Source organism: Halodesulfovibrio sp. (genome assembly GCF_025210605.1).
Taxonomy (GTDB): domain Bacteria; phylum Desulfobacterota; class Desulfovibrionia; order Desulfovibrionales; family Desulfovibrionaceae; genus Halodesulfovibrio.
This window is the reverse complement of record NZ_JAOARI010000004.1, coordinates 1-26,233: the sequence shown is the minus strand read 5'-3', so window position 1 is coordinate 26,233 and position 26,233 is coordinate 1. Positions and strand designations below refer to the sequence as shown.

Here is a 26,233-nt window from a genome sequence, read left to right as displayed (position 1 = left end):
TACACACTACTACGCAGCCACAAAAAAAAGCGGGAGCAACGCTCCCGCAACATTGAACATTTGTTTTTTATCCGAAAGATTTTTCAAAAAGCTCTTGAATTGCTTTTTTTCCATTCTCTTCTAAGAAGCGAGTACCGGTTGCAGTAAAGTGACGGTGCGAAATAGTCGGGGTGTCAACTTCAAGCCATTCATTTTTTTCCCAGCGGAACCAAGCATTTTTAGCCTGACCAAAAACGTACAATGGCTTGTTGCAAATTTTAGCAAATTCAGCGCCCCAGCCTGTACCACCTTTAACTGTATTATCGTCCTGAATAACACCGACTACATAGACTTCATGTCCGCTGGAAACCTGCCAGCAGATAGACTGAAGTACTTTACGGAACAACGGCGCAACAGAGTAGGAACGACTCATCAAGCGGGATACATAGGTAAGACTTACGTCTTTCAAAGCCAATTCGTCTGCGGTTAAAACTCGTAGCCCTCGGGAACGCTCGAGTTTATGACCATCAAAGCTATAGTTAACTTCTTGAAGCCCGTACTTTTCTGCAAGTTCACCAAAGTATGCTTCCGTGCCTCGTGCACCACCGCTATACAGAATATGTTCTGAAGGATTCGCCATTGTGAGACCTCTCAGTGTTGGATTAAATAAACTGTGCGCCTTGCGCTAAAATATCTGCAAGACACACTGTGCAAAAACAGGTGCTTCGTACTTAGTTACCTATCTAAGAGCGTTCGCTTTTACAAGCAATTTCGAATATTGCGGCGATACTCTTTCAGGCTGACAACCTCTCAACGCAGAGCATAACGCCTTACGTAACAGTACGTATAAATTACAGATGATTCCTAGTTTCAAGCATAGCCAATCAGCAAGCGCACCAAGTATATATACCACCCTTATGAAATTCCTTTAATAAAAAATACATTTGTCCGGTACTACCCGTTACAAAAACGCAGTTACAGAAGTCTGTTGCCGCATGTAACGACTGAGCCAATGCAAATCCCCTGTAGTAAGTGGTGCTAAAGGAGAGACAACATCAAGTGTCTTAAAAACGGTGCCTGATTTTTGCACTACTTCAATATACCCTTCCCCTACTCTAGGAACCGCAATACGAATAATTTTGACATCCCGTAGTTCCAGTAAAACAGAGGAATATTCCTTTCCGAAAAGCAATGCTCCGAACCGGACACTTTCATCGTCCCACACAACAAAGCCTTTTCCTCCGAGAGCACGGACAAGCCTACGAAAAATAACAGAAGCAAAAAAGACACAGCTCACGAGTACTACAGCGCCTGCCCATACATTCCCATCACCCAAAATACCTTTTACGACACCGTAGTACCCACCATATACCAGCCCGACCGTAGCAAAAAACATGAGAAGCACATAGAGTCCACCGGGAGAAAGTGACCATGCAAACCCTTTTTTTCCATCCAATGAGAATGAGTGCAGAGCGGGATGCTCCGAAACGTCCCTTTCCAAACTGGGAATGACGGGTGGATATGCAGTACGTGCAGAACGAGAAAACCCCACCTCTGCCTGATCCTCAATAGCAAACCCCGTCATTTCTGCAATTTCCAGTGCTATTGCAGCAAGATCGGGTCCTAATACAGATCGATCAAGCGTTTCATACCCAGAATCGCGGAGCATTACATCTAAATGAAACGGATACCGACTATAGCTTTTCTCCCGTGCAGCACCATCCGGCACGAACAGTTCGCCCTGAGCACTACGCCTTGTAAGCCGGAGCGCAGTAATCATACCGAAAGGAATTGAATACACATCCGATTTGCGTCTACCTAGAAAGTATATACAGCCATCTTCCATGCTTATTTCCACAATCCGCTGCTGTCTCCTCAAGATCATTCCTACAGTCAGAAAAATGAAACATAAATATAGCACGGCAAAGCGCACCAGCGTAATTCCATCCATCAACACGCCGATGAACCCCAGACAAATTGCGCACCCTACCAATGCTCCCACAGCAGTCTGTTGCTCTGCTGATGGGACTAGCCGCAGAGTGGACGAAGATTTTTTCTCTACAGTAATGAGACTCATCATGCTGTAATAACCTGTTGTAATGCATACTTCAATTACAACATCTACTTTTATTTATCACTTTACAGCACACACCAAGGGCGGCTCCGCATTTTGCAGAACCGCCCAGTGTATGTGGTCATACCGCACACGTTGCCCTCAACTGTACCGGACTATGCTCCGGCTACATACAGCCCCCTGATAAACTGGTATTCGTCTGGTTGCGATACCAAAGTATGGAGAGTACGGAGGCTCTTTTTCCCCTCAACAATCAAAAATATAGAAGATAATTACTTGCTTCTGCAAAGTACGCTTTAAAGCAATTGTTGTATCATAGCGTTGTACGCTTTTTTAAAGTCACTATATTTCCCAATTCAATTTTTACAGTAAATTTAATTTCATGTTTCATCTGCTCTCAATCTTTTTCTATATTTAACTGCAAAAACAAAAAAAGATAGTGTCTTTTTCTTATTATCGCACAAATAAAATAGTAAATAACAAATATATTCTAATATTACATTCCAAACTAAGACATAGAAACTATCTACACACATTAAATACTGTCTATACTCTATGTAATTACAATGTAATGCATCGAATTCCACCAGTTGACACAAAAAAAGCATTTTCATAACACACCTACCAACGTACGTGCGCTATGAAAATGCTTTAAAAAGTGGCTATGCCTATTTGCTCGAATATATTTCGCGATATACAGACCGTAACGCCTTTGCCCATTTTGCCAAATCAAACCCTTTTGGTCCCCCCAGAAAAACAGGAGCTTGCGCACACTTGTTCAACTGTGCAGCAAAAGCAGGGATCAACCAACGCTCCGCCCTGAATGAAGCAATCACATACACCTGTGCAAGCCTTCGATACTGGTCGTTAGTATACGCAGGCTGAGGAATAAGAGCATTCTGTTTTTTTACAGTATCTTTTACATACGTACGTATAGGCTGAAGCAGCCCAACATGTAAAAAACGTCCTTTTTTTTGAGCAGCAGATCCGCGAGTTTCAAAATATGTAGACCGTAGCGGACTAAAAAAATCTATGAGCGTTGCAGACTCTCCATTACGCCCGATGAGGACATGCCAGCGTCGACCAAATTGATGTAGATCATTTATCCGCGCTGACACATTTATGTCCGGTGAGAACCGTCTGGAACCAAAGTCAGGTCCATTCGAGTCATGCACAACAAAATACACGGCGGGCTCACCTCGAGCACGCGACACTCGAAGCCCCAAAGCACCACCCACCTCATTCTCACGCAAGCCATGTGCAGCCACATATGCTTCGATTGCATCTCGTGAAAAATCAAACTCGCGCCCTACAAGTTCATCCAGCGTTGACGGCAACCCTTCATCTATTCCGCCGACACCGCCGTTAGCTCCAACAGTCGGAGTAAGGCACAACGCCTGCCCAACCGCATCACCGGAAAACAGCATTGTCCCACTGTTCCAGTAGCATGGTGCAGCAAACGAAGCCGTCATCGGAACAAGCGTCAGCCAAGCGCTTATCCATATACTCACCCTTATTTTTCGCATGCTATTTGATTCCCGTTTAATAAGACTCAGAGCGGGTGTACCACACATACAACACCGCATATTACCAAGCCGCGTGCAATAACGGCTGGTTGCACGTTGTCACACAACAGAATAAATAAATCAATTAAACACGTTAGGTACTCATTCCATAAAGCAGTTACTGAAATGCTTTTTCCGTGCTACATATGGATCGCGGGAGAAAAGTATATGAACAAATATCTTGGATACTTACAAATACTGACAGCAGCTACACTGTGGGGTTTGCTCGGACCTATCTCAAAATATGGTCTGCAAGATGGAATAACTCCTCATGAGCTTGCGTTCTGGCGTGCTTCTCTTGGGGCTTTCTTTTTTATTCTGCACTCTGCTAAGCATAAAACTCTTGCAGTAAAACGAAAGGACATCCCCGTATTTTTCATTTTCGGCGTGCTCGGAATTTCGGTCTTTTTCGGCTCCTACCAAATGGCTATCAAACACGCAGGGGCGGCAATATCCTCTATTCTTTTGTATACAGCCCCGATATGGGTCGCTATTTTTTCCCGAATTCTTTTTAAGGAATTACTATCACCAGCTAAAATCGCTGCACTTTGTATAGCACTTACCGGTACTGCACTGGTTTGCTTCAGCGGACAAAGTTCAGAGATGTCTCTCCCACTCACAGGATTGTTCTTTGGGCTTCTATCTGGTTTTACTTACTCACTTCATTACATCTTCGGAAAAACATTTCTAAAAAATTATGCTCCGGCAACGCTCTATGCATGGTGTCTTCCCGCCGGTGCCATTAGCTTGCTTCCGTGGGTAACTTTTTCAGCATACTCACCAATTAAACTTGTTGTCATAGTGGCTCTGGCTTTTCTTTGCACCTACCTTGCCTACTACGCATACTGCGCCGGACTAAAACGATTGGAAGCGACACAAGCGGCTATTATTGCGAATATCGAACCTGTTGTGGCATCTGTTCTTGCTTATTTCTGGTGGGATGAAAAGCTTACTGTTTCTGCATACATAGGAGGAGTGCTTATTATTGGTGCAGTAATAATTATTGCAAAAATTCTACCAGCAGCGCAAAAAAACACCCTTGCCGCCGCAGAAAAGTAACATCCTCCATAAAATAGATAAAAATTGTAGCTTCACCTATTGTTACAGGTTTATCGATACAGCCACAAAAAGCTCTTTTCCATAATTCCGGCACGTTACAACAGCTTGCCTTTCGACAGGCAACAGAATAAGACTTCACAACGGTACACCTTAATGCTACCTAGGCTGAATGTGCCATACTCTGAGCTAACGGTATGGCAGTAAGCCATGCACCCACGACACTCTCATTATATAGATTAACAGGGTGAACTTTTTTCGGGGATAACTAAGCTAATGATTCCCAAGGGGGGACATCATGTCCAATAACGAAGCGCCAAAAAAACAAAATACAACACTCAAGCGAGCACTTTGGGTTGCGCTTGTCATTCTCGCAATAGTTCTCACAGGTCTGTGGACATTTGAACCCGAAATTGTTGAGACAGAAACGCAGCTTGCGCCAGAAGGCGAAGTAACAAACCAAGTGCGCATTCCGCTTCACACCGCTACAGAGCAAGTTCCAACCACTGAATCAGGAACCACTGAAGCCGGTATTGAAACCGACAATGGAGCCGTTGCGGTTGCACCAAGCGCTACAAATACAGCAAAACCAAACACACCAATTACACCTGTCATTAAAAAAGTGACTGAAGATACTGTCATTCAGCCTTCATTCATTTCAGATTTATCCAAACTGATCGTCACTGCCTACAAGCCAAAAGGAAGCCACCCTGCTGCATCAAAAAGCGCAAAGCTCATGCTTGATGCAAAAGTCATTAATGTGCACTACGGCATCGAAATGACAGGACTTTCATGGAAAGGTGATGATCTTGCCATCGGCAGAAGATCAGTTATGCGCTATGCATTGCGTCCGACTATGATTAACGCGCTGTACATGTTGTACAAACAACGTTTTGTTGATGCCATCGACACAGAGCTTACTAACACAACGCGGACAATTGCTGGCACAGAGCGCACTCTGACAGCAGAAGAACGTAACGACTTCTACCGCCTAGCAGCACAAAGAATCCGTGCCACAGCAGGTGTCATCAAAAGCTGTGCAAAAGTAGATTCTGCCATGTCCGATATCGGGGTATGGCTCCAGTCAGAACGTGACGCCATTGCAGCAAACTTACGCTTCCAGTCCGCGTTGCATGACTATCAGGTTTCTAAAGAAATGAATTCAACTCCATCTGTTACAGATGCAGCAAAACGGAAAATGCAAGCTGAAGGCACTGCCTACGAGGAAGCAATTCGTTCTCGTGAAGAATACAAAGCCGCCCTTGCAAACATGATCCGTAAATTCAAGTGGGCAAAAGACCAAGATGACGAAACCAATTTATACATCGCCTCATGGGTCTTCCGCAGAAGCAAAGACATTTCCAACCCGAAACAAGTCATGATGACTATTCAAGACAGATTGCTTGATCTTGCAGGCACAATGGACTCGCAAGCAAGCCGCTAAAACTGCAACAAAAAGCCGCACGTTGTGCGGCTTTTTTATCAGCTAAATTTGATGTACATGTCTTTCTTAGGCACAAGTTTTTCACTCAAAAGAAAGAAGAGTCATCATGGCTAAAAGCTACGTCCCTCATATGCATACAGCTGAACACATTCTCAATGGAACTATGGTTGCCATGTTTGGCTGTGACCGTTGTTACTCTGCACACATCAACACAAAAAAGTCTAAATGTGATTACACATTTGACCGCCCTATTACCGATGAAGAAGCCGAAACACTCCAGTCTACCGTAAATACCCAGCTTCGACGTAACCTTGAGGTAACAGAAGAAATAATGCCGCTGGAACAAGCGAAAAAGCAGTACAATCTTTCACGGCTTCCTTCCGATGATATTACGACAATCCGCATAGTCCATGTAGGTGATTACGACAGTTGTCCCTGCATTGGCGAACATGTACAAAACACATCGGAAATTGGTGAATTTACCATTAACTCTTACGACTTTGAAAACGGACGATTACGCATTCGTTTCAAATGCAAATCAGCTGACTAAACGAGGAATTCATGCTCCGACATAATTCTACCCTCTGTATTCTTTTTGCCCTTTTTGTCGCCTTAAGCACAGGTTGTATCCGTAACACATCTTTTTTTGGCGACCCTGCAATGCTAGTGAGTCCTCGGTATTTTTCTGCAACACAAAGCTTACCGCAAGAGCTGCAAGACAAATTACCATCAGACGTTACATATTATGAGCCATCCAAAGCAAGCAACAGCTACAATTCACCAAAGTATTTCAGCAAAATTGCCTACAACAATCTTTCGCTGAATTTTCTTTGGACAGGAGCACAGCATAGCCTTCCTGTAGACGGAACAACATATTCTGCCATGCCTTCAGCAGGACAAACCGCTGTTCACAAAGAAACAGAGCTTATTATTTCAAGCGAGTTCAGCAAAGAAACCCTGACGCTCCTCGCAGTCCTCGATTGGGATAATACCGGCAGCACCGATTGGCTTGTGCTCTATTCATTTAAATCCCTAGTGCAGCCGGAAACCTCTACACGGCTGTTGCTCATCCGCGATGTTCAACCGCGCAAAATACTCACCGCAACCGTGCTCAATGCATCTGAGTGCTTCGGCAACAATTGCGAAGAATACTCTGGGTACAAGCTTTCAGAATTTCTTGAATACCAACCTGCGTATTAATGAGAGCATGTGGTGTCTCCGACGGCGCTTGTCAGCGGGACTTTAAGAACCTTTTGCAAAAGGGTCTTAAAAATCTCCAAAAACTTTCATTAGCAACGCCCCCTTGTTGATTGAGTCGTTTAGTAGCCGCATGAACATGTCCTTTCAAAATCGTTAAAACAATATTTGTAGCAAAAAAGAGAGCTGCCCTTCTGTGTGAAGGGCAGCTCTCTTATGTTCTTTTTTTACGTGTAATATATGGCAAAGAGCGCCACAGTTAATACCGCTGTAACTTGCTACTTTTCAAATTTTTCTTTCTCATGCTCAGGCATAGCAAATGAATGTTCTTTAGCAGGGAAGCTACCGGCTTCTACTTCTCGCTTATAATCACTGATGGCGGATGCGGCAATTTCGCGTAAGTTAGCATACTGTTTTACAAACTTGGGCACAAAGCGATCAAACAGCCCAAGAAGATCATGAAATACGAGAACCTGCCCGTCACACTCTGCGCCAGCGCCGATGCCAATAGTTGGAATTGAAATTTCTTGCGTAATACGTGCTGCGATTGGTGCAGGGATAGCTTCCAATACAAGACAAAAGACACCAGCCTCTTCAAGTGCTTTTGCTTCTTCAAGAAGCGACGTTGCAGCCTCAGCAGTTTTCCCCTGAACTTTAAATCCGCCAAGACTCGCCACACGCTGAGGTGTTAATCCTATATGTCCCACCACTGGAATACCCGCACTTACAAGAGCTTTCACCTGCGGGACTACTGTATGACCACCTTCAAGTTTTACAGCGCGTGCGCCGCCTTCCTGAAACAACCGCGCTGCATTGTGCATAGCATCTTCGACACCCGTTTCGTAAGACATAAACGGCATGTCTGCGACAACGAGCGCGCGGTTAGCCCCACGTACAACGGCTTTTGTATGATGCACCATTTCATCAACAGTTACGCTTATGGTATCATCACGTCCCAACATAACCATGCCTAGTGAATCACCAACAAGAATCATATCGATTTCGCATTCATCAACAAGCGTTGCAGAAGAGTAATCATATGCTGTCAGCATGGTAAGTTTACGATTTCCCTTACTCTGACGAATATCTAACGAAGTAACAGGCTTACTGCCCGCAGTAGCTGTGTGCTTACTCATGATTGCTCCTTTTCTGTGCTCAATAATCATAGGGATGAATGCTAAGGTGTGTTTTTAAGTATAGCGAGGAAAAAACATTACGTCGATTTCAAATTGTTATCGATAATCCCACAGACAAGCCACATACACGAACTTTTTTTTAATGAGTCTTGACCTCTGATAATTCCGATTTATTATTGCCGTAATTGTTGTTTAATCTTTTGGATTTCATAGGAGCTTCTTCGTATGTCACAATCATATGAATTTAAGACTGAAGTTAGAAAACTTCTTCATATCATTACCCATTCTCTCTACACCAACCGTGAAATTTTCCTGCGCGAACTCGTTTCCAACGCATCTGATGCACTTGATAAACTTCGCTTTGCAGAAGCAAAAGGTGAAGAAATCACCGCACCGGAGCTAGAACCTTCCATTAAAGTTGATATTGATAAAGACGCGAGCATCATTACCGTTACCGACACCGGTATCGGCATGAGCAAAGAAGACCTTGTGGATAACCTTGGTACAATTGCCCGCTCCGGCTCTGAGCGTTTTCTTGCAGAGCTGGCAGAAAGCAAAGATTCTGCAAGCAATATTATCGGTCGCTTCGGTGTAGGGTTCTACTCAGTATTCATGATTTCTGAAAATGTTACTGTTACCACTCGCAGCTACAAAGCAGGCTCCGAAGCTTTCACATGGAAATCTGACGGACTCGGCGCTTTTGAAATTACTCCGGCTGAAGATGCACCGGAACGCGGTACAGTTATCACTATCCACGTTAAAGAAGACGCAAAAGAATTTCTTGAAAAATTCCGTCTGCAAAGCGCGCTTAAACAGCATTCCAGCTTCATTCCGTTCCCTATCTACCTTGATGGCGAACATCAGAACACAACTCCCGCTCTGTGGCGCGAACCTAAAAGTTCTATCTCCAAAGAGCAGTACAAAGAATTTTATAACTACCTTACCTTTGACGATAAAGAACCACTTGCAACAGTTCACAGCGCAGTTGATGCACCTGTGCAGTTTACAAGCCTTGCCTTTATCCCAACTTTCGGACGCGATTTAAGCAGCATCGGGCGTGACGATTACGGTCTTGACCTGTACGTTCGCCGCGTACTCATTCAGCGCGAATGCAAAGACTTGCTGCCGGATTACCTTTCTTTCGTAAAAGGTGTTGTTGATACAGAAGATCTTCCATTGAATATTTCCCGCGAAACCTTGCAGGAAAACATTCTTATCCGCAAAATAAACCAGACAGTTACCAAGCAGATTCTTTCTCACCTTGAGCGTATGGCTAAAAATGATGCCGATGCTTACAAAGAATTCTGGAACGTGCATGGTAAAGTATTCCGCCTCGGTTACAGCGATTTTGCAAACCGTGACCGCTTTGCAAAGCTGCTCCGCTTCAATACTTCAACTCATGAAACTGCGGACGAGCTGACATCTTTGGATGAATACATCGAACGTGCGAAAGAAAATCAGAAAGCTATTTACTATATTTCTGCCACCAGCCGCGAAGCAGCACGCCTGAACCCGCATCTTGAACTCTTCACACGCAAAGGGCTTGAAGTTCTCTTCCTGTACGAACCTGTGGACGAGTTTGTTATGGATAACCTTGGCAAGTTTGGTGAATTTGACTTGGTTGCAGCGGAAACTGTAAATCCGGATAGCTTGAAAGATTTCAGTGATGTTGTGAAAAAAGAAAAAGCTGAAGAGCTTTCTGAAGAAGAAACCGCAACATTAAGTGACCTTCTCGCACACATTAAAGAATTGCTTGGCGATAAAGTAACTGACGTGCGCTTATCTGAACGTCTCTCCGGTTCACCTGCGATACTCAGCAGCCCGGATGGCGCGACTTCTTCTATGGAAAAGATCATGCGCATGATGAATCAGGATGAGTCTATTCCACAAAAAGTATTCGAGTTGAATGCAGACCACCCTATCGTACGCAATCTGCTCCGTATTTATAAGTCTGACAAAGATGATGCGCTGGTTACAGAAACTGTCGAGCAGCTTTTTGAGTCTTCCTTATTGTTGGAAGGCTACTTAAAAGACCCGCATGCTATGGTTTCCCGAATTAACGATATTCTGGAAAAAGCAGGTAGCTGGTACTCAGAAATTAAAAAAATCTAGATATACTCAGGCGGCAGGCTTTGCTTGCCGCCTGTTAGATTTATGCCCCTGTGTTGCTCAGGGGGGATCAAAAAAAACGGCGCTTCACATGCCATTGTGAAGCGCCGATTTTTTTCAACCGATTGCCAAATCGGTGCGCAGATAAAACTGCAATAAAAGGGGGAGAATCTTTCGCCAAAAATCTCTCCCAAGACCTGAAGCACTACCAACAGATCACATCTCTTAAAAAAAGATGCCGGTCTTTTTTTAAGAGTTGGCGCACCTGCCTTTTAAAAAGTCAAGAGCACCTAAGACAACACAATTTCCTTATACAAAGGAAGAGACTTGCCGTATCAGTTGCCACAACAAGTAAAGACAACCTACACAGCCTCCATTTTTACGTCCATGTACCTGAACAATATTTGCTGTCTTTTTTTATATCTTTCGCAAACAACACCTAATACACACATTTTTCCTCAATCAATACAAGCAATTAAATCAATAAGTGAAATCCAAGCGCAAAATACAATGCGCGTAAATCTATAAGCCAACCCAAATTGGTTGTACCAATATCGCTTCTTATTCAATGATTTCAGAAGGAAGTGTGAAGAGGACAAAAAAGTCCGCCGCTACGGGGGCAGCGGCGGACACCAGTCATGCTACAAAATCATTTAAGCAAAAGAAGGATTCTAGCCCAAAGCCTTCTCTGCAATCATCCGAAAGTGCTTAAGTCCTACAGAGTCACTTTTGAATTCACAGCTCGGGCAAACATGACATTCATCACCATACCGGCGATAAATGGCGGCAACCTTGCCCTTAGAAATGTTCTTTCCCCCATTGGTAATGATGTTACCGGACTGGGTGAACTTAACGCCTAAAGTTTCAGCAGTATCAAAAAAGTGATCTGCAAACAGTTCAGGCTTTGCGAATTTCACTGGTTTCATGACAACCTCCGTCGGACTCTATAGGATTCAGCAATCAGCATGATGGCCACCTCTCACGGTGGGAGCGTACTCATTGCCTCAACCTAAACGATGCGCTTCGACCCACAAAGCAACATCCAAGAGATAGAGGACTTCTCCAGCGACGCTATAAACACATAAAACCAATACTAGGTCAAGCTTTTAATACTGTTTGACCATTCAGTTTGCACTGATTTGTATGTCTCCATCATGTACCTAATACCACACCAAAACCGATATAACGGTAACGGAAAATTACATTCTCTTTAAAACGCTATGTATCATCACATCCTTGTGGTGCTTATCTTTCCTTTCTATGCACTAGCCAGCAATAGTACACTGCCAGTAGGGAGCAATATCATATCTCAATAAAGATACGCAGAAACTACTGCACCCAATATTGCTATGCGCATACGCTTTGCGATGCAAAAACATGCCCTAATCACAACACTACGTTGCAGCATATGTAATCATTTTCTATAAAATGTCGCGTTACGCATTCTAGATATACCTATTTAACGTAGCCGTTAGCAGCGCATTTATGCAACAAACCAACGTAGTGCTCTGCAATACCGTAACGCTCACATTGGGTTCTTTACATTTCTATGTAGCCCAGCAAAATCGAAAAGTGCATTATTTTATATGTATTATAGACTGCTCTTCAAAGTAGATTTCTGTATCCGTTTCAGAAACAAGACAAGATGATATATCATACTACTTCGACATTTCCCTGCCCTATCTGCAACCTTTTCTTTTGTTTTTTAATCTTTTTTTTAGCTAAGTCAGTCTTTCGAAATCCTCATTTTTACAAGGGTTGCTGCCCAACAGAAACTCGAATTTCAAACAAATTTCATTTTTCCCTAATTTTATGCTTGACTCTTAAGTAGTAATAGTTACTATTAAGTCAACAGATACAAACATTCCTACCTTCACAGACAGAACCGTGGTGGGGAGAGTGTGGCAGTTCTCCCCGCCATTCATCAGAGACTGAATAGGACTGTACATATAGCCATTGACTATATTGGAGGAACAATGAGTAACCTTGCACAATTCAGCGATTTACAAATTGACTGGAACATGAGTCCCGAACACGCAGTGACTATGTACCTTGAGTGGGGGAACAACGACTGGCATGCAGAGTATCCACCTGTACGGTCAAAGTCAGATTACTCAACATATTTTGTAGTAGACACATGGGGCGACCAACCTGTTGTTCGGCTCGTACGCAGAAATTCCGAAGCAGCAATTGATCTTATTGAAGTACCATTACCTGCACGTGTCGCAAATACTTTCCTCGCCGAATATGGCGACCTGAAAGGATTGTTCAAACCTACACCGGAAATCAAAAAATGGCTCAAAAAAGAGCTATATGACCAATAACTCGACCTCCTTACCACTCATTCATTAGATTATGAATACCTGTGGTAATTCCCTGAACCGGTAGCATCATCGGGGCTGCTGCCGGTTCTTTTTTATTTTTTTACATTTTTCGTTTTATTTTTTTGATATTTTTTTCACTTTTTCCCCAATTTTCTGATGATAAAATCATCAAAAAACACCTTTCCTCTCAAAGTTACTGTCGCTACTGACTTTACAGGTGCAGCCACTATATGTACTCTGGGTTAAAAATGAATATGCCAGAGGATGTATACGCTATGAATGAATTCCCAAGAATCGACCGACTTCCACCCTATGTATTCGCAGTTGTTAATGATTTAAAAATGGAACTGCGACACCAAAACATTGACGTCATCGATATGGGTATGGGAAACCCCGACCTCCCTACTCCTGACCACATTGTGGATAAACTTACCGAGGCGGCACAAAAAGGCGTTAACCATCGTTACTCAGCTTCCAAGGGCATTCCGAACTTGCGTAAAGCTATTTGTGACTGGTATCAAAGAAAATATGACGTCTACCTCGACCCCGATAGTGAAGCTATCGCAACCATGGGTGCCAAGGAAGGTCTTGCGCATCTCGCCCTTGCCATGCTCTCACCGGGTGATGTAGTTTTTGCTCCAGACCCTACCTACCCTATCCATACATACGCCGCTATTATCGCTGGTGCGGATGTTCGCAGGATTCCGATAGGAAAGGGACGAGATTTTTTTGAGGATTTGACAACTGCTACACAGCAAACATGGCCGCAGCCAAAAGTGCTGATGCTCAGCTATCCACACAACCCGACAACTGAGCTGGCTACTCCTGAATTTTTCCAGAAAGTTGTAGACTGGGCTAAAAAACATAATGTGTATGTTATCCATGACATGGCATACGCAGACTTAGCTTTTGACGGATATGTTCCACCAAGCTTCCTTCAGGCAGAAGGAGCAAAAGATGTAGGTGTAGAATTTTACTCCATGTCAAAAAGCTACTCTATGGCTGGCTGGCGAGTAGGCTTTTGTGCTGGTAACAAAAAGCTGGTTCATGCCCTTACTAGAATTAAGTCATATCTTGATTATGGTATCTTCCAGCCAATTCAGATTGCTGCGACTGTTGCATTAAATGGTCCTGATGATTGTGTGCAGGAAATTGTCGACACATACCAAAAACGCCGCGACGCATTAATTGATGGTCTCGAACGTGCAGGATGGAACGTTCCATCCCCAAAAGCCACCATGTTTGTTTGGGCAGAAATTCCTGAACCATTCAAAAAAATGGGATCAGTTGAATTTGCTAAAAAACTGCTGCTTGAAGCTAAGGTTGCAGTTTCGCCGGGACTTGGTTTCGGGCACTTTGGGGACGATTATGTTCGCTTCTCACTTATTGAAAACGAACACCGTATAAATCAAGCATGTCGTGGAATTAAAAAGTTTTTCCAGAAAGAAGGATGTATTTGTGCCAAGGAATAAGCCCCTCGTTCTAGCCATTGCCGGTTTCGGTACCGTTGGCAGTGGTCTTCTGAAAGTTATTAAAGAAAACCGTGACTCTCTTGTTGCCCGTACCGGAAGAGAGATTGTTGTAAAGTCTGTTCTCGTACGTGATGTATCCAAATCCCGTGCAGCAGAACTTCCTGAAGGAACTGTATTGACAGACGATCCTGCAATCCTTGTTGAAGACCCTGAAGTGGATGTTCTTGTTGAGCTTATTGGCGGGCTTGATGCAGCTAAATCGCTCATCACCAAAGCAATTAAAGCAGGTAAGCACATTGTAACTGCTAACAAAGCTCTGCTTGCTGAAGACGGGCACGATCTTTTTGCCCTTGCACAAGAACACAATGTGCACCTTACATACGAAGCAAGCGTTTGTGGCGCTATTCCTATTTTGGACAGCTTAAAGCAAAACCTTGCGGGCAATCAGGTACAAAGCCTTGTTGGTATTCTTAACGGCACAGCAAACTATATTCTGTCCGAAATGACTACCAAGAAGCTTGATTTCGATACCGCATTAAAAGCAGCTCAGGAACTTGGCTTCGCAGAAGCAGACCCGACGTTAGATATCGAGGGCTTTGATGCAGCGCATAAATTATGTCTGCTTACCCGCCTTGCTTTTGGTGTAGAATACCCGTTCACCGAATTGCCGGTCGTTGGTGTTTCTAAAATTCATCCTAAGGATATCGAATTCGCCCGCGAGTTTGGCTACCGTGTAAAACTGCTTGGTCAAGTGCGTAACGTTGATGGTAAAATTGAGGCTGGTGTGTTCCCTATGCTGGTACACCACACCCTGCTCATTGCCCGTGTAGGCGGCGCATATAATGCGGTTCGTCTCGAAGGCAACGCATGTGGTCCTATCTTTATGCATGGTCAGGGAGCTGGCGATCTTGCAACCGCAAGTGCTGTAATGGGTGATATTCTCACCATTGCACGCGATGCAAACCCGAATAATACAGGGTACGTTGAACAAGTTCCGCCACGAGCCGATATTCTTGCACCAGAAGATGCAACATCTAAATACTACTTCCGTGTAATGGTGAAAGATGTTCCTGGCGTTCTGCGTGATCTTGCAGGTACTCTTGCCGAAGAAGATATCTCTATTGCACAGGCAATACAGAAAGACGGCACAGAAACTACGGCTTCAGTGGTATTCCTTACCCATGAAGCACGTGCCGAAGCTGTCCACAAAGCTGTAGAGGGAATGAAAGAAAAAGGTCTCGTACTTGAAGAGCCTGTTTTCTACCGGATTCTATAAGAATGCATAAGATTATTGTGTGCATAGCAGATGGTGCAGCCGATGCCCCCTCGCTATGTCCTGAAGGTACCCCTTTAGAACGTGCAAACACACCTGTTCTAGACATCATGACCCGCCACAGTGTGGCGGGTCTTTGCTATACAATCCCAGTAGGCTTCAGTCCCGATTCTGATGTAGGTAACATGTCGTTACTCGGCTATAATCCTACCATATATCATCAAGGACGCGCCCCGATTGAGGCACAGGCATTAGGAATTTCAGCATGTTCAGATGATCTTATCTGGCGTGTTACGCTATGCTGCACAGAAAATGATTTGATTACCACGCCGTGCGCCTCGTCCATAACGTCAGAAGAAGCGCAAAACATTGTTGCAGCTCTCAACAACGCCTTTGCACATCATGGCAATATCACTGTCGTTGCAAATAAAAGCTATCGCCTCCTGCTGCTCCAAAAAGATGGGCATGCTCAACTAAAAGCGCACAACGAAATACTGCGAAATAAGAAACTGCCCGAATTGCAAACATGTGGACCGCATATGTTGCAGCAAACGCCTCTTCAAGCCCAAGTTGCACAATACCCTGAGCAACTCCAACAAGTTATTAAGACGGCTCCAAAAGTTCTTTCTCAATGTACAGATAAAACCAATTGCATGTGGCTATGGGGGCAAGGCAGCCCTTACTCATTGCCGAACTTTCCCGATAAGCACGGCACAAATGGCTGCATCATCTCCGGAACCCCTCTGCTGCACGGTCTGGGACATATGGCAGGCTTGGATGTTATCAAAGATACTTCTTTCACGGGACTGCCTGACACTGATCTGGCAAAAAAAGCCTATGCTGCTATCTCTTACTTACAGGCACCAGAAAATACCATTGCGTTTATTCACGTAGACGCACCTGACCATTACGGGCACATAGGCGATGCAAAAGGAAAACGTAGCGCCATAGAAAGAATTGATGCTGAATTGCTGCCTGTGTTGCTACGCGAGATGCCGGAAGCATGTATTGCAGTAACGGCAGATCATCTTACCCCTGCGACGACCAAAGCTCACGCACAAGGTGCAGTACCCTTTATTGCATATCATCCGACGTTACCGAAACAAACTACCGTACGCCGGTTTACAGAGCTTGAATGCAAAAAAGGAGTGCATCTTGCTGAAGATACACTCCTTCTGAATGTGCTAAAAACTCTAAGGTAACAGACACAGACTTGCATCTGAAAATGAAAGTTTGAATTCTGTTCCATTATCAACAGAAATCGTAAGTTTCGCGGAAAGCTGCTCTACCAGCTCATTCACAACCTGCATTCCGAGAGAATCGGACTGGGCAATATCAAAATCTTTTGGGAACCCAACGCCATCATCAACCACTTTTAAGATAAGCTGACCGTCCTGCAATCCTGTGGAAAGGAACAGGCGTCCACGTTCTTTTCCAATAAAAGCGTGTTTGTACACGTTAGAAATAAGTTCATTCAAAATAAGCCCGCACGGCATTGCTGTATCTACAGACAAATAAATTTTTTCTAAATTCATTTCGAGATCAACTGGCACCGTCGCTAAAAAAGCTTGCTCAATCCGTCGTGCCAATTGTTCAACATAGTAACTAAAGTCGATACACGAAAGATCATCAGTCCGGTACAACTCTTCATGCACCAGTGTCATTGATTGTATGCGCCGTTGAGAATCGAGAAAGCGTTCACGGTCTTCTAAGTTCAAAATTCGCTGCGCCTGTAGGCTCAAAAGGCTTGAAACCAGCTGCAAATTATTCTTCACACGGTGATGCACCTCTTTGAAAAGAATATCTTTTTCTCGCAGAGAAGCACATAGCGCATCATGCGCATGCTTACGCTCTGTAATATCTTCTGCAACACCTACATGACGATACACAACGCCGTTGGCATCTTTTACAGGAAAAATGCGGAATCCTATCCACTTAAGAGCTTTTACCTTTCCGACGATAAATCGATATTCAAAATTATCCGGTGTCTGGTTAATATAAATTTTCAGCATCCGGTCAACAGCATCATTTCTGTCATCAGGATGTAATAGCTCTAGCAACAACCCAGAATCCAGCGCCAATTGATCCGGTGTAAGCCCGAACAATTCCGTTGCAGCGGGGCTTACATAAATAAACTCTTTTGTAATGGCATTCCGTACAAAAAACGCTTCACGCACAGTTTCAACCAGCTGCCGGAAGCGGGCTTCACTTTCTTTCAATGCAGCAGCGTACTCCTGCCGCTCTTTTGCTTCGCGCCGCAGCAACGCATTGGCACGCTCTAATTCTTCGGTACGACTACGGACAAGCTCTTTTAAATGTTCACCTTCAAGAGCAGCTTCTTTCATCATCCGTGCTCTATTCAGATTTCGAACAATTGCTTCGATAAGTATATCCATGTTCTTCAGCGGCTTGCGCAGATAATCCCATGCTCCACGCTGCAACGCCTCAATAACTTCTTCAACCTCATCAGTACCGGAAACCACGATTACCGGAATCGTAGGATTCATTTTTGCAAGCCTTGAAAGAACCTCGCCACCGGAAATATCAGGAAGACGCCAATCCAGCAGGATAGCGTCGATATTTTTTTCTTTAATTAATGCAAGCCCCTGCAACCCGCTTTCTGCCTGTGTTACGCTATACCCTTCATCGATTAGATATGCTGCAATGGTCTCCCGTACAACGGGGTCATCTTCCATAGTCAGCACATTTGTTGATACAGCCACGCTACTCTCCCGCTCTTTTTAATGCCCAGCCAAACGCGGGACACCTTCAAGCAATGTATAATTGAGATTCGTTTGCTCTATCATATTAATGCACTTAACGCTTTGTAAAGATAACAAATTTAATTATAAAAATCCCCCGACTGCAAAACAATCGGGGGTGAGCTTTTATAGTACAAACAAAATGTATTAGTGCTTTATTTTTGCGTCCATTTAAACAGCATCACTGCAAAAATTCACTCAAACGCTGTGAAAGATACGTAAAGCGCTTCTGCATTTTATTATTTTTAATTGCCATTGTTAGAGCCTTTGACGACCCAACAAGGATAACAAGTTTTTTTCCTCGGGTGACACCTGTATAGATAAGATTACGCTGTAACAGCACATAATGCTGCGTAAGCACAGGGATAACTACAGCCTGATATTCTGATCCCTGCGATTTATGAATAGAAATCGCATACGCAGGGACAAGCTCATCAAGTTCGTTAAAGTCATAGATAACATTTTTTTCGTCATCAAACCGAACCGTCAGCTTTTTATCCTCTGTGTTAACTACGCAAATACGCCCGATATCGCCATTGAACACGTCTTTATCGTAGTTATTGCGAAGCTGCATGACCTTATCATCCAGACGAAATTCACGGTCACCACGTTTTAAGCAAAGAGGCTGGGGGTTCAATGCTTCTTGCAGCAGATGGTTCAAGTTACCGGAACCGGCAGAGCCTTTATGCATCGGCGTGAGCACCTGAATTTGATCTATCGGATCAAAACGGAATCGGCGTGGAATATGATTTTTCACTAAATCCACAATCATTGCTGCACAGCGCTCAGGCTCATCTTGTCGAATAAAATAGAAATCTGATAATCGCTCTTTGGATGACTCCAGAAATGGAACTTCACCAGCATTAATTTTATGTGCATTCGTAATAATGTCGGATTCCTGAGCCTGTCGAAATACTTCATGCAACTCTGCAACATCCACAACACCTGAAGAAATCACATCCTTCAGCACGTTCCCCGGTCCCACTGAAGGCAGCTGATGAACGTCGCCAACAAAAATAACAGTCGCACCCAGCGGAATTGCTTTAAGCAAATGAAACATCAACATCGTATCCATCATGGATGCTTCATCAATAACAATCAGGCTGCATGCAAGCGGGTTATTTTCGTTTCGCTGAAAACCATCTTCACGCGGTGAATATTCCAGCAAGCGATGAATGGTTTTTGCTTCTACGCCGATTGTTTCAAACATACGCTTTGCAGCACGCCCCGTTGGCGCACACAGCAAAATTTTAGCTTTAAGCTTTTTGTACGCCTGCACAATGGCTTTTGTAATAGTAGTCTTACCAGTACCGGGGCCACCGGTAAGCACCATCATTTTTGTACGTACAGCAGTATGCACAGCCTCAAGCTGCTCTTCCGCCAGCTCAATTCCAAGATTTTCTACCACAGCCTCAACCGTTTCATCAGGATCTTTTATGAGCACTGTTTTAGGCGAGCCTAAAATCTTCTTAATATATGTCGATATGCCGGATTCATATGCATGGTACCGGCTGCGATAGACTGCAACCTGCCCATTGGATAACTCTTCTACAACCACACGCTCTTCGCGCTCAAGTGTATCAATGGCGTCTTCAACAAGATCTGCTCGAATATTCAGCGTGTCTGAAGTCTTTGTGACTAGTCCATCAAGCGGGAAATAGACATGCCCTTCATCTGATGTTTTCGTAAGCATATATAATGTGCCAGCTTCCGCACGTAACGGCGAATCCACATCAAACCCGATCTTCTGGGCAATAGTATCGGCAGTGACAAACCCGATACCGTTAATGTCCATTGCAAGACGATATGGGTTCTCCTGCACCACACTCAAGGCATGCTTTCCGTAGAACTTGTATATGCGCACGGCGTATGCTGTCGAAACTCCGTGCGGTTGCAGAAACATAATAAGATCACGGATGCCTCGATGCTCTGACCATGCTTCTTGAATACCTTTTGCCGTACGTTTTCCAATGCCTTTCACCGCTGAGAGTCGTTCTGGTTCATTATCCAGAATAGCAAAGGTGTCTTCCCCGAACGCATCAACGATTCGCTCTGCTGTTTTAGGACCAACGCCTTTAATCAAACCGGATGCGAGGTAGTGGCGAATGCCCACTACTCCAGCAGGAAGACTTGTCTCATAGGTAAGAATTTTAAACTGTCGCCCAAATTTGGCATTTTCCACCCATTCGCCAGTAAGCTTCAAAGAACTTCCGACCTGCGGGTCTGCCATATTCCCTACAACAGTATGGTTATCACCTGCTGTAGTTTTAAATCTAAGCACAGAATAGCCGTTTTCTTCATTATGAAAGACTATTCGCTCCAATGTGCCATGCAGTTCTGCGGCACTCGGGGGAGTAGTATCGGTAGGTAAGGTAGATTGCATGTAGCTCATGTACTGACAGTTATATTATTCGTCAAACCCTCTAGGTTCTACAACGCCGGAAACAGGCGAAAAGTATTGCTTGCTCTGCTGTAGCAGCACATCCGCCAGCACCAACGCAACCATAGACTTTAAGACCGGAACAACACGAGGAATGGCACAAATATCATGCCGCCCCTTAATCTGCATCGAACAAGGTTCGCCCTTGCAAGTGACGGTCTGCTGTTTCTTTGCAATAGACGGAATAGGCTTAATTGCCGCACGCGCAATTATTGGCATTCCGTTAGAAATACCCCCAAGCACACCGCCACAATTGTTAGACATAAACCCTTCGGCATCCATTGCATCATTATTTTCGCTTCCCAGCATACGTGCTGCTTCAAACCCCTGCCCTATTTCAACGCCCTTTACAGAGCCAACGCTCATAAGAGCATGTGCAAGCAAGGCATCAAGCTTATCGAAGACAGGTTCACCAAGTCCGGCTGGCAGTCCATTAGCTTCAATCTGCACAATACCGCCCAAAGTGTCACCATTACCTTTTACAGCTTTTACCCGTTCATCCCATGCTGCAACCACAGCATCATCCGCAGCAAAATATGGACGTTTTTGTGCTTTGGCTACATCAAGCGCAGAAGCTTTAATGCCGCCAAGTTCCACAGTGTATGCGTTAACGCTTACACCCTGTGTGGCAAGCAGTTGCAATGCAACAGCACCACCAACAACACGACTCACTGTTTCACGACCAGAGGAACGTCCACCACCCCGATAATCACGGAAGCCATATTTTTGATCGAATCCAAAATCTGCATGCCCAGGACGCCATTTTTCCATTATATCGCCGTAGTCACGTGATCGCTGGTCAGTGTTTTCAATAATAAACCCGATAGGTGTTCCGGTGGTCTTTCCTTCGAACACGCCGGAAAGGATGCGTACAGCATCTGCTTCCTTACGTGCTGTGGCAGCTAAGCCGCCTTGACCGGGTTTGCGTAAATCAAGCTCACGCTGAATATCTTCCTCTGTCAATGCAATACCGGATGGGCAACCTTCAATAGTGCCGCCCAAAGCCGCACCGTGAGATTCGCCAAAAGTGCTCAGGCGAAACAGCGTGCCGAACGTATTACCGCTCATATCAGGCTCCTTACTTCAAAATCATACTTGGTTGCCGTGCAAATACAAGAAAGGGGAATCTTTCATTACGAAAAATTCCCCATCAAACACAGAAAATTTATTTCTTAACGAATTACAGTCACAGGACACTCTGCAAGTTGCAGTACTCTATGTGTTGTGCTGCCAAGGAACAAGCCTTTAATATCTGAATAGCCGCGAGAACCCATAATAATCATATCACAATCTTCCCCTTTGGCGACCTGCAAAATAGTATCTTCAGGCGTTCCACCCATAACTACGTCGGTCACTTCCACATGCGCTTTTGCAAAAATCTCTTTATATGGTTCAAGCAACGCCTCTGCATGTGCATCAAGGTCATTAATAGCTTTTTCATATAAATCTTTGCTGAGCAGAGATGTTACTTCAAGACGACACGTTAGCAATATAACAGAAGCACCTACCATTGGTGCAAACTGCGCCGCATATTCTACAGCTTTTCGGGAAAACTCGGAGCCATCAACTGGAACAAGAACTTTATCGATTTTCATATTGCTCTCCTCGCATCATCTTAGGAAGATTTTTTTATTGGTTCCAATCATCTAACTATGAAACTAGTTTCGTTTCAAGTAGTTCCATGATGTTATCAATAATTTCCTTTATGGTCTGCGCCCCATCAACAGTTATATGCGCTGAATCTTCATACAATTGCTGCCGTGCTAAAAGTACTTCTTTTACCTCAGCCAGCAACGTTTTCCCCGTCAGGGAAGGACGCTGTGCCTCCAAAGGGTCTGCACCTAAACGACGGGCTAGCTCTTCCGGTGGAACTTCCAAAAAAATAACAACACCGTTCTCACGCATAGCTTCACGATTTTTCTCTCGCAAAATCATACCACCACCAGTGGCAATGACTTTCTTACTCTCTTTGGCAGCAGCCAACAGCGCTAATGATTCGTAATTCCGAAATGCTTCCCAGCCTTCAGCTTCCACAATCTCTGCAATACTTTTTCCCTGCATTTCACAGAGCAGTGCATCTGTATCTACAAAATCCCATGCTAACTGCTGGGCGAGAGCCTGCCCGACGGACGTTTTCCCACTCCCACGAGAACCTACAAGATAAATCCGCTTGTTATGCTGCATGTAGAAACTACCTGCTATATGTTAAATGCTTAGAAATTGCATGCTTCAATAACTCTGCGGAATTTCCTTCCACAGAGTTGTACGCAAGGGGCAACGTTGTCCATCCACCAGATGCCAAAGGAATTTCAAACGATGCAGCAATATGCAACAGAACTTTGTTATACGCATCATGCACTGCATCCTGACATGCAAGAGTATACTTTATACTCGAAGGGTTCATCCTGCACAGAAATCGAAATTTTTTCGAAACCCATGTGCGGCACACCATAGGGCGGGCGTCATAGCAGGTGCACTCATTATTTTCTAAGAATGGGCAAGCCGCCGTCAGTTTTTTTGTGAGTGCCCCAAGTTCATTCCACTTATCCTCCTGCAACGCTTTCCACAACAATGGCTGCTGTGGAGCAAAGTTGCTCTGCCAAGCAGGAAAACTTTCCATAAAAGCCTTAGAGACTTTTTCAGAATCCATACAATGTATACACGCTACCGCTTCAAATACATCCATAAATATAGGTTGCGAGCAACAGTGGCTGCACCCTTTGGCACATGTTTGTGTATGCTGAGGAATTTCACGTTCAACACATTCATCAACATACTTCCAGAAACCACGCATCAATGCAGCAATGCTTCCCGCTGCTTCTTCAGGAGTTTCAAAACATAATTCTGGAAGTGCATCCGAACCGTTATGCAGAGTTGTAAAAGTTTTTTTACGAATAATTCTTTCTTGTTTTGTTTCTGAAGCCAAAATGTCTTCCCGCCATTATATGTCATTGTTCTCAATATATTTTTTACTACATCGACACTATTGTAAAAACAGAATTGTCAATAATCAGAGCCGTATCATCACCTTTTCTGTAAAAAGTACTTATGGTTCGGGCTTTGAACTCAAAATGTTCCATGCTACAGAAAATAACCATACACTGTACTGGAGGATGAAATTGACTGTCAGACATATCACTCGAATTCTTACTGCATTATTTGCAATCAGCGCTATTTTTTACGCAGGTTGCAGCCAATCTCCCCAACCAACTGTACCAGCTGAAGTACCCTCTCCAGTAGAAGAGCAGCCCGAAGGCTCCAGATTCATACAGCTCTCTGAAACAGAAGCTTGTAGTGTGAGTCAAACTCTTACAATTGGCAAACAGGGAATACGTTCATGGATGGATTTTGCACCATCTCTTCAACGTTCAGCGACCTATGTAGCCAAAAAGCCGCAAGATAAGCTCGCGCTCGACCAGTATGGATTGCAAGTTACATGGAAGACGATAGCGTTGTCGTTACAAAAAATGCAAGCCCTCTTGCCACAGCTTGATGCAGACCCTCAACTGCTTGCAAAACATTTTACATTCTATAGGCTTGATTCTGATCCACAATTTACCGGTTACTACGAGCCAGCTCTTCAAGCGAGTCTTGTCAAAAGAGCGGGTTATTCGTACCCAATATATTCAAAGCCACATGATTTGCAGGTGCTTAAACTTGAAAAAATTCATCCAAGATGGAAGGGACAACGCGCTTACTACCGAATAGAAAATGGAAAAGCTGTTCCATATTATGACAGAAAAGCTATTGATATTGATGGCGTGCTTGATTCGCAGCACCTTGAAATTGCATGGGCTAAAGACCCACTAGATATTTTCTTTTTGCAAATTCAAGGATCAGGAAGACTTCTTCTTAACGACGGATCGACAAAACATATTTTGTACGCTGGGAAAAATGGTAGGCAGTACGTATCACTCGGGCGAGTTATGTATCGCAGAGGACTGCTGCCAAAAGACGGCATTTCAATGCAAGCAATCCGCAAATATTTTACTGAAAACCCAGAAAATACATATCAACTGCTTGCAACAAACCCAAGTTACGTATTCTTTAGACTGTCCGACACGGGACCGTTCGGCTCAATGGGACAGACACTGACACCGAGGGTTTCTTTTGCAACAGACCCGTCGTACCTACCACTGGGAAGTGTGTTTCTTTTCGACGTTCCAATGCCAGAAAAAAGTGCAGAAGGAACTTTCCAGTACGGTGAAAATATGGCTGGCTTAGGCTTAGCTCAGGACACTGGCGGCGCAATTAAAGAGCATCACTTAGACTTTTTCAGTGGATACGGCGAAACTGCAACATGGATTGCCGGACATATGAACACCAATGGCGCTGTCTGGCTGTTACTTCCTAAATAAAAGAAATCCAAGATGTTACTGAATTAAAAGAGGAGAGCCTGCATGCTCTCCTCTTTTTTATTTATGCTGCCCCATCCTTGATTAAGTTCACAACAAAAGGACTTACTCATGAAAAATAAGTACGGACAAGGAGTAAACGCACACAACGGGATTACAATCGTCTGCTTTCGCTCAAGTTGATGAAGTCCCCCTTCGAATAAAGAAAAGGCAACCAAACCGTATTCGCCTTCCTTCATACGATAATGAGCCTACTATATCGCTGCTTCGCTCCACTGAGCTTTATAGTAAGCCGCACACAAAAAGTTTATGCACTATTTCAAAAAGACACTGGCAGCTGAGCGGTTCAAAATTACTAGTGACTTCGGACTTGCTATTCACAGTAGGTTGCCCTCATCCATCATTTACCGAAAAGCGAAAGAAGGTACAGCATCAACTAACTTCATTTATGAGCTACCACTGTGCAAGACTAGCCAGTATAAACAAAAAAAGCCTCGTTAGTCTTACAACTAACGAGGCTTTCGAAATAAATCTTGGCAGCGACCTACTTTCCCACAGGCTCCCCTGCAGTATCATCGGCGATGGTCGGCTTAACTTCCGAGTTCGGAATGGGATCGGGTGTACCCCAACCTCCGTGGCCACCAAGAAAAATTTGGCTTAACCTGATAAGTACGGAAAGAAGTAAATCACATCGTACTAATCGGCATAAAAAAATTCTAGCAACGACCTACTTTCCCACAGGCTCCCCTGCAGTATCATCGGCGATGGTCGGCTTAACTTCCGAGTTCGGAATGGGATCGGGTGTATCCCAACCTCCGTGGTCACTAGAAAAAAATTAGGGTCAGTCAGATATCCGGAAAGGCTAACAATATATAACTTGTTGCTCACATCGAATGGCTAACCCAAAAATATTAATCTAAAGGGAGGAAAAGAATGATTTAGTGTAGAAAAATAAGGCTCACGGACTATTAGTACTGGTTAGCTGAAGACATCGCTGTCCTTACACACCCAGCCTATCAACCTGGTGGTCTACCAGGGTCCTTTAGC

The 26,233-nt window shown here is 44.1% G+C and carries 21 protein-coding genes and 3 rRNA genes; 10 read left to right on the top strand and 14 right to left on the bottom strand.

Translation table 11 applies throughout. The features are described from left to right. Positions 1-67 precede the first annotated feature (67 nt). From N4A56_RS01825 to N4A56_RS01815, 3 genes are all read right to left on the bottom strand, one after another. Positions 68-619, bottom strand: coding sequence for a hypothetical protein (locus tag N4A56_RS01825; protein ID WP_293668770.1), 552 nt, complete (start codon positions 617-619; stop codon positions 68-70). A gap of 321 nt (positions 620-940) precedes the next feature. After that, positions 941-2,059, bottom strand: a complete 1,119-nt coding sequence (locus tag N4A56_RS01820; RefSeq protein ID WP_295544676.1) for a hypothetical protein — start codon at positions 2,057-2,059, stop codon at positions 941-943. 662 nt (positions 2,060-2,721) lie between these two features. Beyond that, positions 2,722-3,579 (bottom strand): hypothetical protein, encoded by an 858-nt coding sequence (locus N4A56_RS01815; RefSeq protein WP_295544675.1) that lies wholly within the window; start codon positions 3,577-3,579, stop codon positions 2,722-2,724. A gap of 207 nt (positions 3,580-3,786) precedes the next feature. Here N4A56_RS01815 and N4A56_RS01810 point away from each other — a divergent pair, with 207 nt between their 5' ends. The 4 genes from N4A56_RS01810 (at position 3,787) to N4A56_RS01795 (ending at position 7,318) form a co-directional block, all read left to right on the top strand. Further along, positions 3,787-4,677 carry an EamA family transporter gene (locus N4A56_RS01810; RefSeq protein ID WP_295544674.1) on the top strand — a complete coding sequence of 297 codons (891 nt, stop codon included), beginning with the start codon at positions 3,787-3,789 and terminating at the stop codon, positions 4,675-4,677. Between the two features lie 295 nt (positions 4,678-4,972). Beyond that, a complete protein-coding gene (locus N4A56_RS01805) occupies positions 4,973-6,118 on the top strand; it encodes a hypothetical protein (protein ID WP_295544672.1) in 1,146 nt (381 codons plus the stop codon). A gap of 106 nt (positions 6,119-6,224) precedes the next feature. Next, entirely contained in the window at positions 6,225-6,668 is a 444-nt protein-coding gene (locus N4A56_RS01800; RefSeq protein ID WP_293668776.1) for a hypothetical protein, read from the top strand. Positions 6,669-6,679: 11 nt separating this feature from the next. Next, positions 6,680-7,318, top strand: coding sequence for a hypothetical protein (locus N4A56_RS01795; protein WP_295544670.1), 639 nt, complete (start codon positions 6,680-6,682; stop codon positions 7,316-7,318). Positions 7,319-7,593: 275 nt separating this feature from the next. On the opposite strand, the gene panB is transcribed toward N4A56_RS01795, so the two are convergent. Further along, entirely contained in the window at positions 7,594-8,451 is an 858-nt protein-coding gene (panB, locus tag N4A56_RS01790; protein ID WP_295544668.1) for a 3-methyl-2-oxobutanoate hydroxymethyltransferase, read from the bottom strand. A gap of 225 nt (positions 8,452-8,676) precedes the next feature. Between panB and htpG the strand changes: the two genes are divergently transcribed. Beyond that, positions 8,677-10,563, top strand: coding sequence for a molecular chaperone HtpG (gene htpG, locus N4A56_RS01785; protein ID WP_295544666.1), 1,887 nt, complete (start codon positions 8,677-8,679; stop codon positions 10,561-10,563). A 668-nt stretch (positions 10,564-11,231) separates the two neighbouring features. Here htpG and N4A56_RS01780 read toward each other — a convergent pair. Next, on the bottom strand, positions 11,232-11,486 hold the full coding sequence (locus N4A56_RS01780; protein ID WP_293668781.1) for a hypothetical protein: 255 nt from the start codon (positions 11,484-11,486) through the stop codon (positions 11,232-11,234). Positions 11,487-12,536: 1,050 nt separating this feature from the next. Between N4A56_RS01780 and N4A56_RS01775 the strand changes: the two genes are divergently transcribed. The 4 genes from N4A56_RS01775 to N4A56_RS01760 all read left to right on the top strand — a co-directional run bounded on the left by N4A56_RS01775 (position 12,537) and on the right by N4A56_RS01760 (position 16,831). Continuing rightward, a complete protein-coding gene (locus N4A56_RS01775) occupies positions 12,537-12,884 on the top strand; it encodes a DVU0772 family protein (protein WP_293668783.1) in 348 nt (115 codons plus the stop codon). 275 nt (positions 12,885-13,159) lie between these two features. Next, on the top strand, positions 13,160-14,356 hold the full coding sequence (locus N4A56_RS01770; protein ID WP_293668784.1) for an aminotransferase class I/II-fold pyridoxal phosphate-dependent enzyme: 1,197 nt from the start codon (positions 13,160-13,162) through the stop codon (positions 14,354-14,356). Beyond that, the gene (locus N4A56_RS01765) at positions 14,343-15,632 is read left to right on the top strand and encodes a homoserine dehydrogenase (RefSeq protein WP_295544663.1); all 1,290 of its coding nucleotides are present in this window, start codon (positions 14,343-14,345) and stop codon (positions 15,630-15,632) included. The genes N4A56_RS01770 and N4A56_RS01765 overlap by 14 nt, the downstream gene beginning before the upstream one ends. 2 nt (positions 15,633-15,634) lie before the next feature. Then, positions 15,635-16,831: an alkaline phosphatase family protein gene (locus N4A56_RS01760; RefSeq protein WP_295544661.1), complete on the top strand. Its 1,197-nt coding sequence runs from the start codon at positions 15,635-15,637 to the stop codon at positions 16,829-16,831. On the opposite strand, the gene N4A56_RS01755 is transcribed toward N4A56_RS01760, so the two are convergent. From N4A56_RS01755 to N4A56_RS01730, 6 genes are all read right to left on the bottom strand, one after another. Then, positions 16,823-18,352: a response regulator gene (locus N4A56_RS01755; RefSeq protein ID WP_295544659.1), complete on the bottom strand. Its 1,530-nt coding sequence runs from the start codon at positions 18,350-18,352 to the stop codon at positions 16,823-16,825. The two genes, N4A56_RS01760 and N4A56_RS01755, sit on opposite strands and share 9 nt — an antisense overlap. A gap of 220 nt (positions 18,353-18,572) precedes the next feature. Beyond that, positions 18,573-20,774 carry an ATP-dependent RecD-like DNA helicase gene (locus tag N4A56_RS01750; RefSeq protein WP_295544657.1) on the bottom strand — a complete coding sequence of 734 codons (2,202 nt, stop codon included), beginning with the start codon at positions 20,772-20,774 and terminating at the stop codon, positions 18,573-18,575. A gap of 24 nt (positions 20,775-20,798) precedes the next feature. Then, positions 20,799-21,899, bottom strand: coding sequence for a chorismate synthase (gene aroC / locus N4A56_RS01745; RefSeq protein WP_295544656.1), 1,101 nt, complete (start codon positions 21,897-21,899; stop codon positions 20,799-20,801). A 104-nt stretch (positions 21,900-22,003) separates the two neighbouring features. Beyond that, complete coding sequence (locus N4A56_RS01740) at positions 22,004-22,426, bottom strand: universal stress protein (protein WP_295544654.1); 423 nt, start codon at positions 22,424-22,426, stop codon at positions 22,004-22,006. Between the two features lie 55 nt (positions 22,427-22,481). Beyond that, positions 22,482-23,015, bottom strand: coding sequence for a shikimate kinase AroL (gene aroL / locus N4A56_RS01735; protein ID WP_295544653.1), 534 nt, complete (start codon positions 23,013-23,015; stop codon positions 22,482-22,484). 7 nt (positions 23,016-23,022) lie between these two features. Beyond that, entirely contained in the window at positions 23,023-23,757 is a 735-nt protein-coding gene (locus tag N4A56_RS01730; RefSeq protein WP_295544652.1) for a YkgJ family cysteine cluster protein, read from the bottom strand. Positions 23,758-23,950: 193 nt separating this feature from the next. Here N4A56_RS01730 and N4A56_RS01725 point away from each other — a divergent pair, with 193 nt between their 5' ends. Next, positions 23,951-25,189, top strand: coding sequence for an MltA domain-containing protein (locus N4A56_RS01725; RefSeq protein ID WP_295544651.1), 1,239 nt, complete (start codon positions 23,951-23,953; stop codon positions 25,187-25,189). 528 nt (positions 25,190-25,717) lie between these two features. Here N4A56_RS01725 and rrf (N4A56_RS01720) read toward each other — a convergent pair. From rrf (N4A56_RS01720) to N4A56_RS01710, 3 genes are all read right to left on the bottom strand, one after another. Continuing rightward, a 5S ribosomal RNA gene (gene rrf / locus N4A56_RS01720) occupies positions 25,718-25,832 on the bottom strand. A 68-nt stretch (positions 25,833-25,900) separates the two neighbouring features. Next, positions 25,901-26,015, bottom strand: a 5S ribosomal RNA gene (gene rrf, locus N4A56_RS01715). A gap of 118 nt (positions 26,016-26,133) precedes the next feature. Next, a 23S ribosomal RNA gene (locus tag N4A56_RS01710) occupies positions 26,134-26,233 on the bottom strand; the annotation flags it as partial.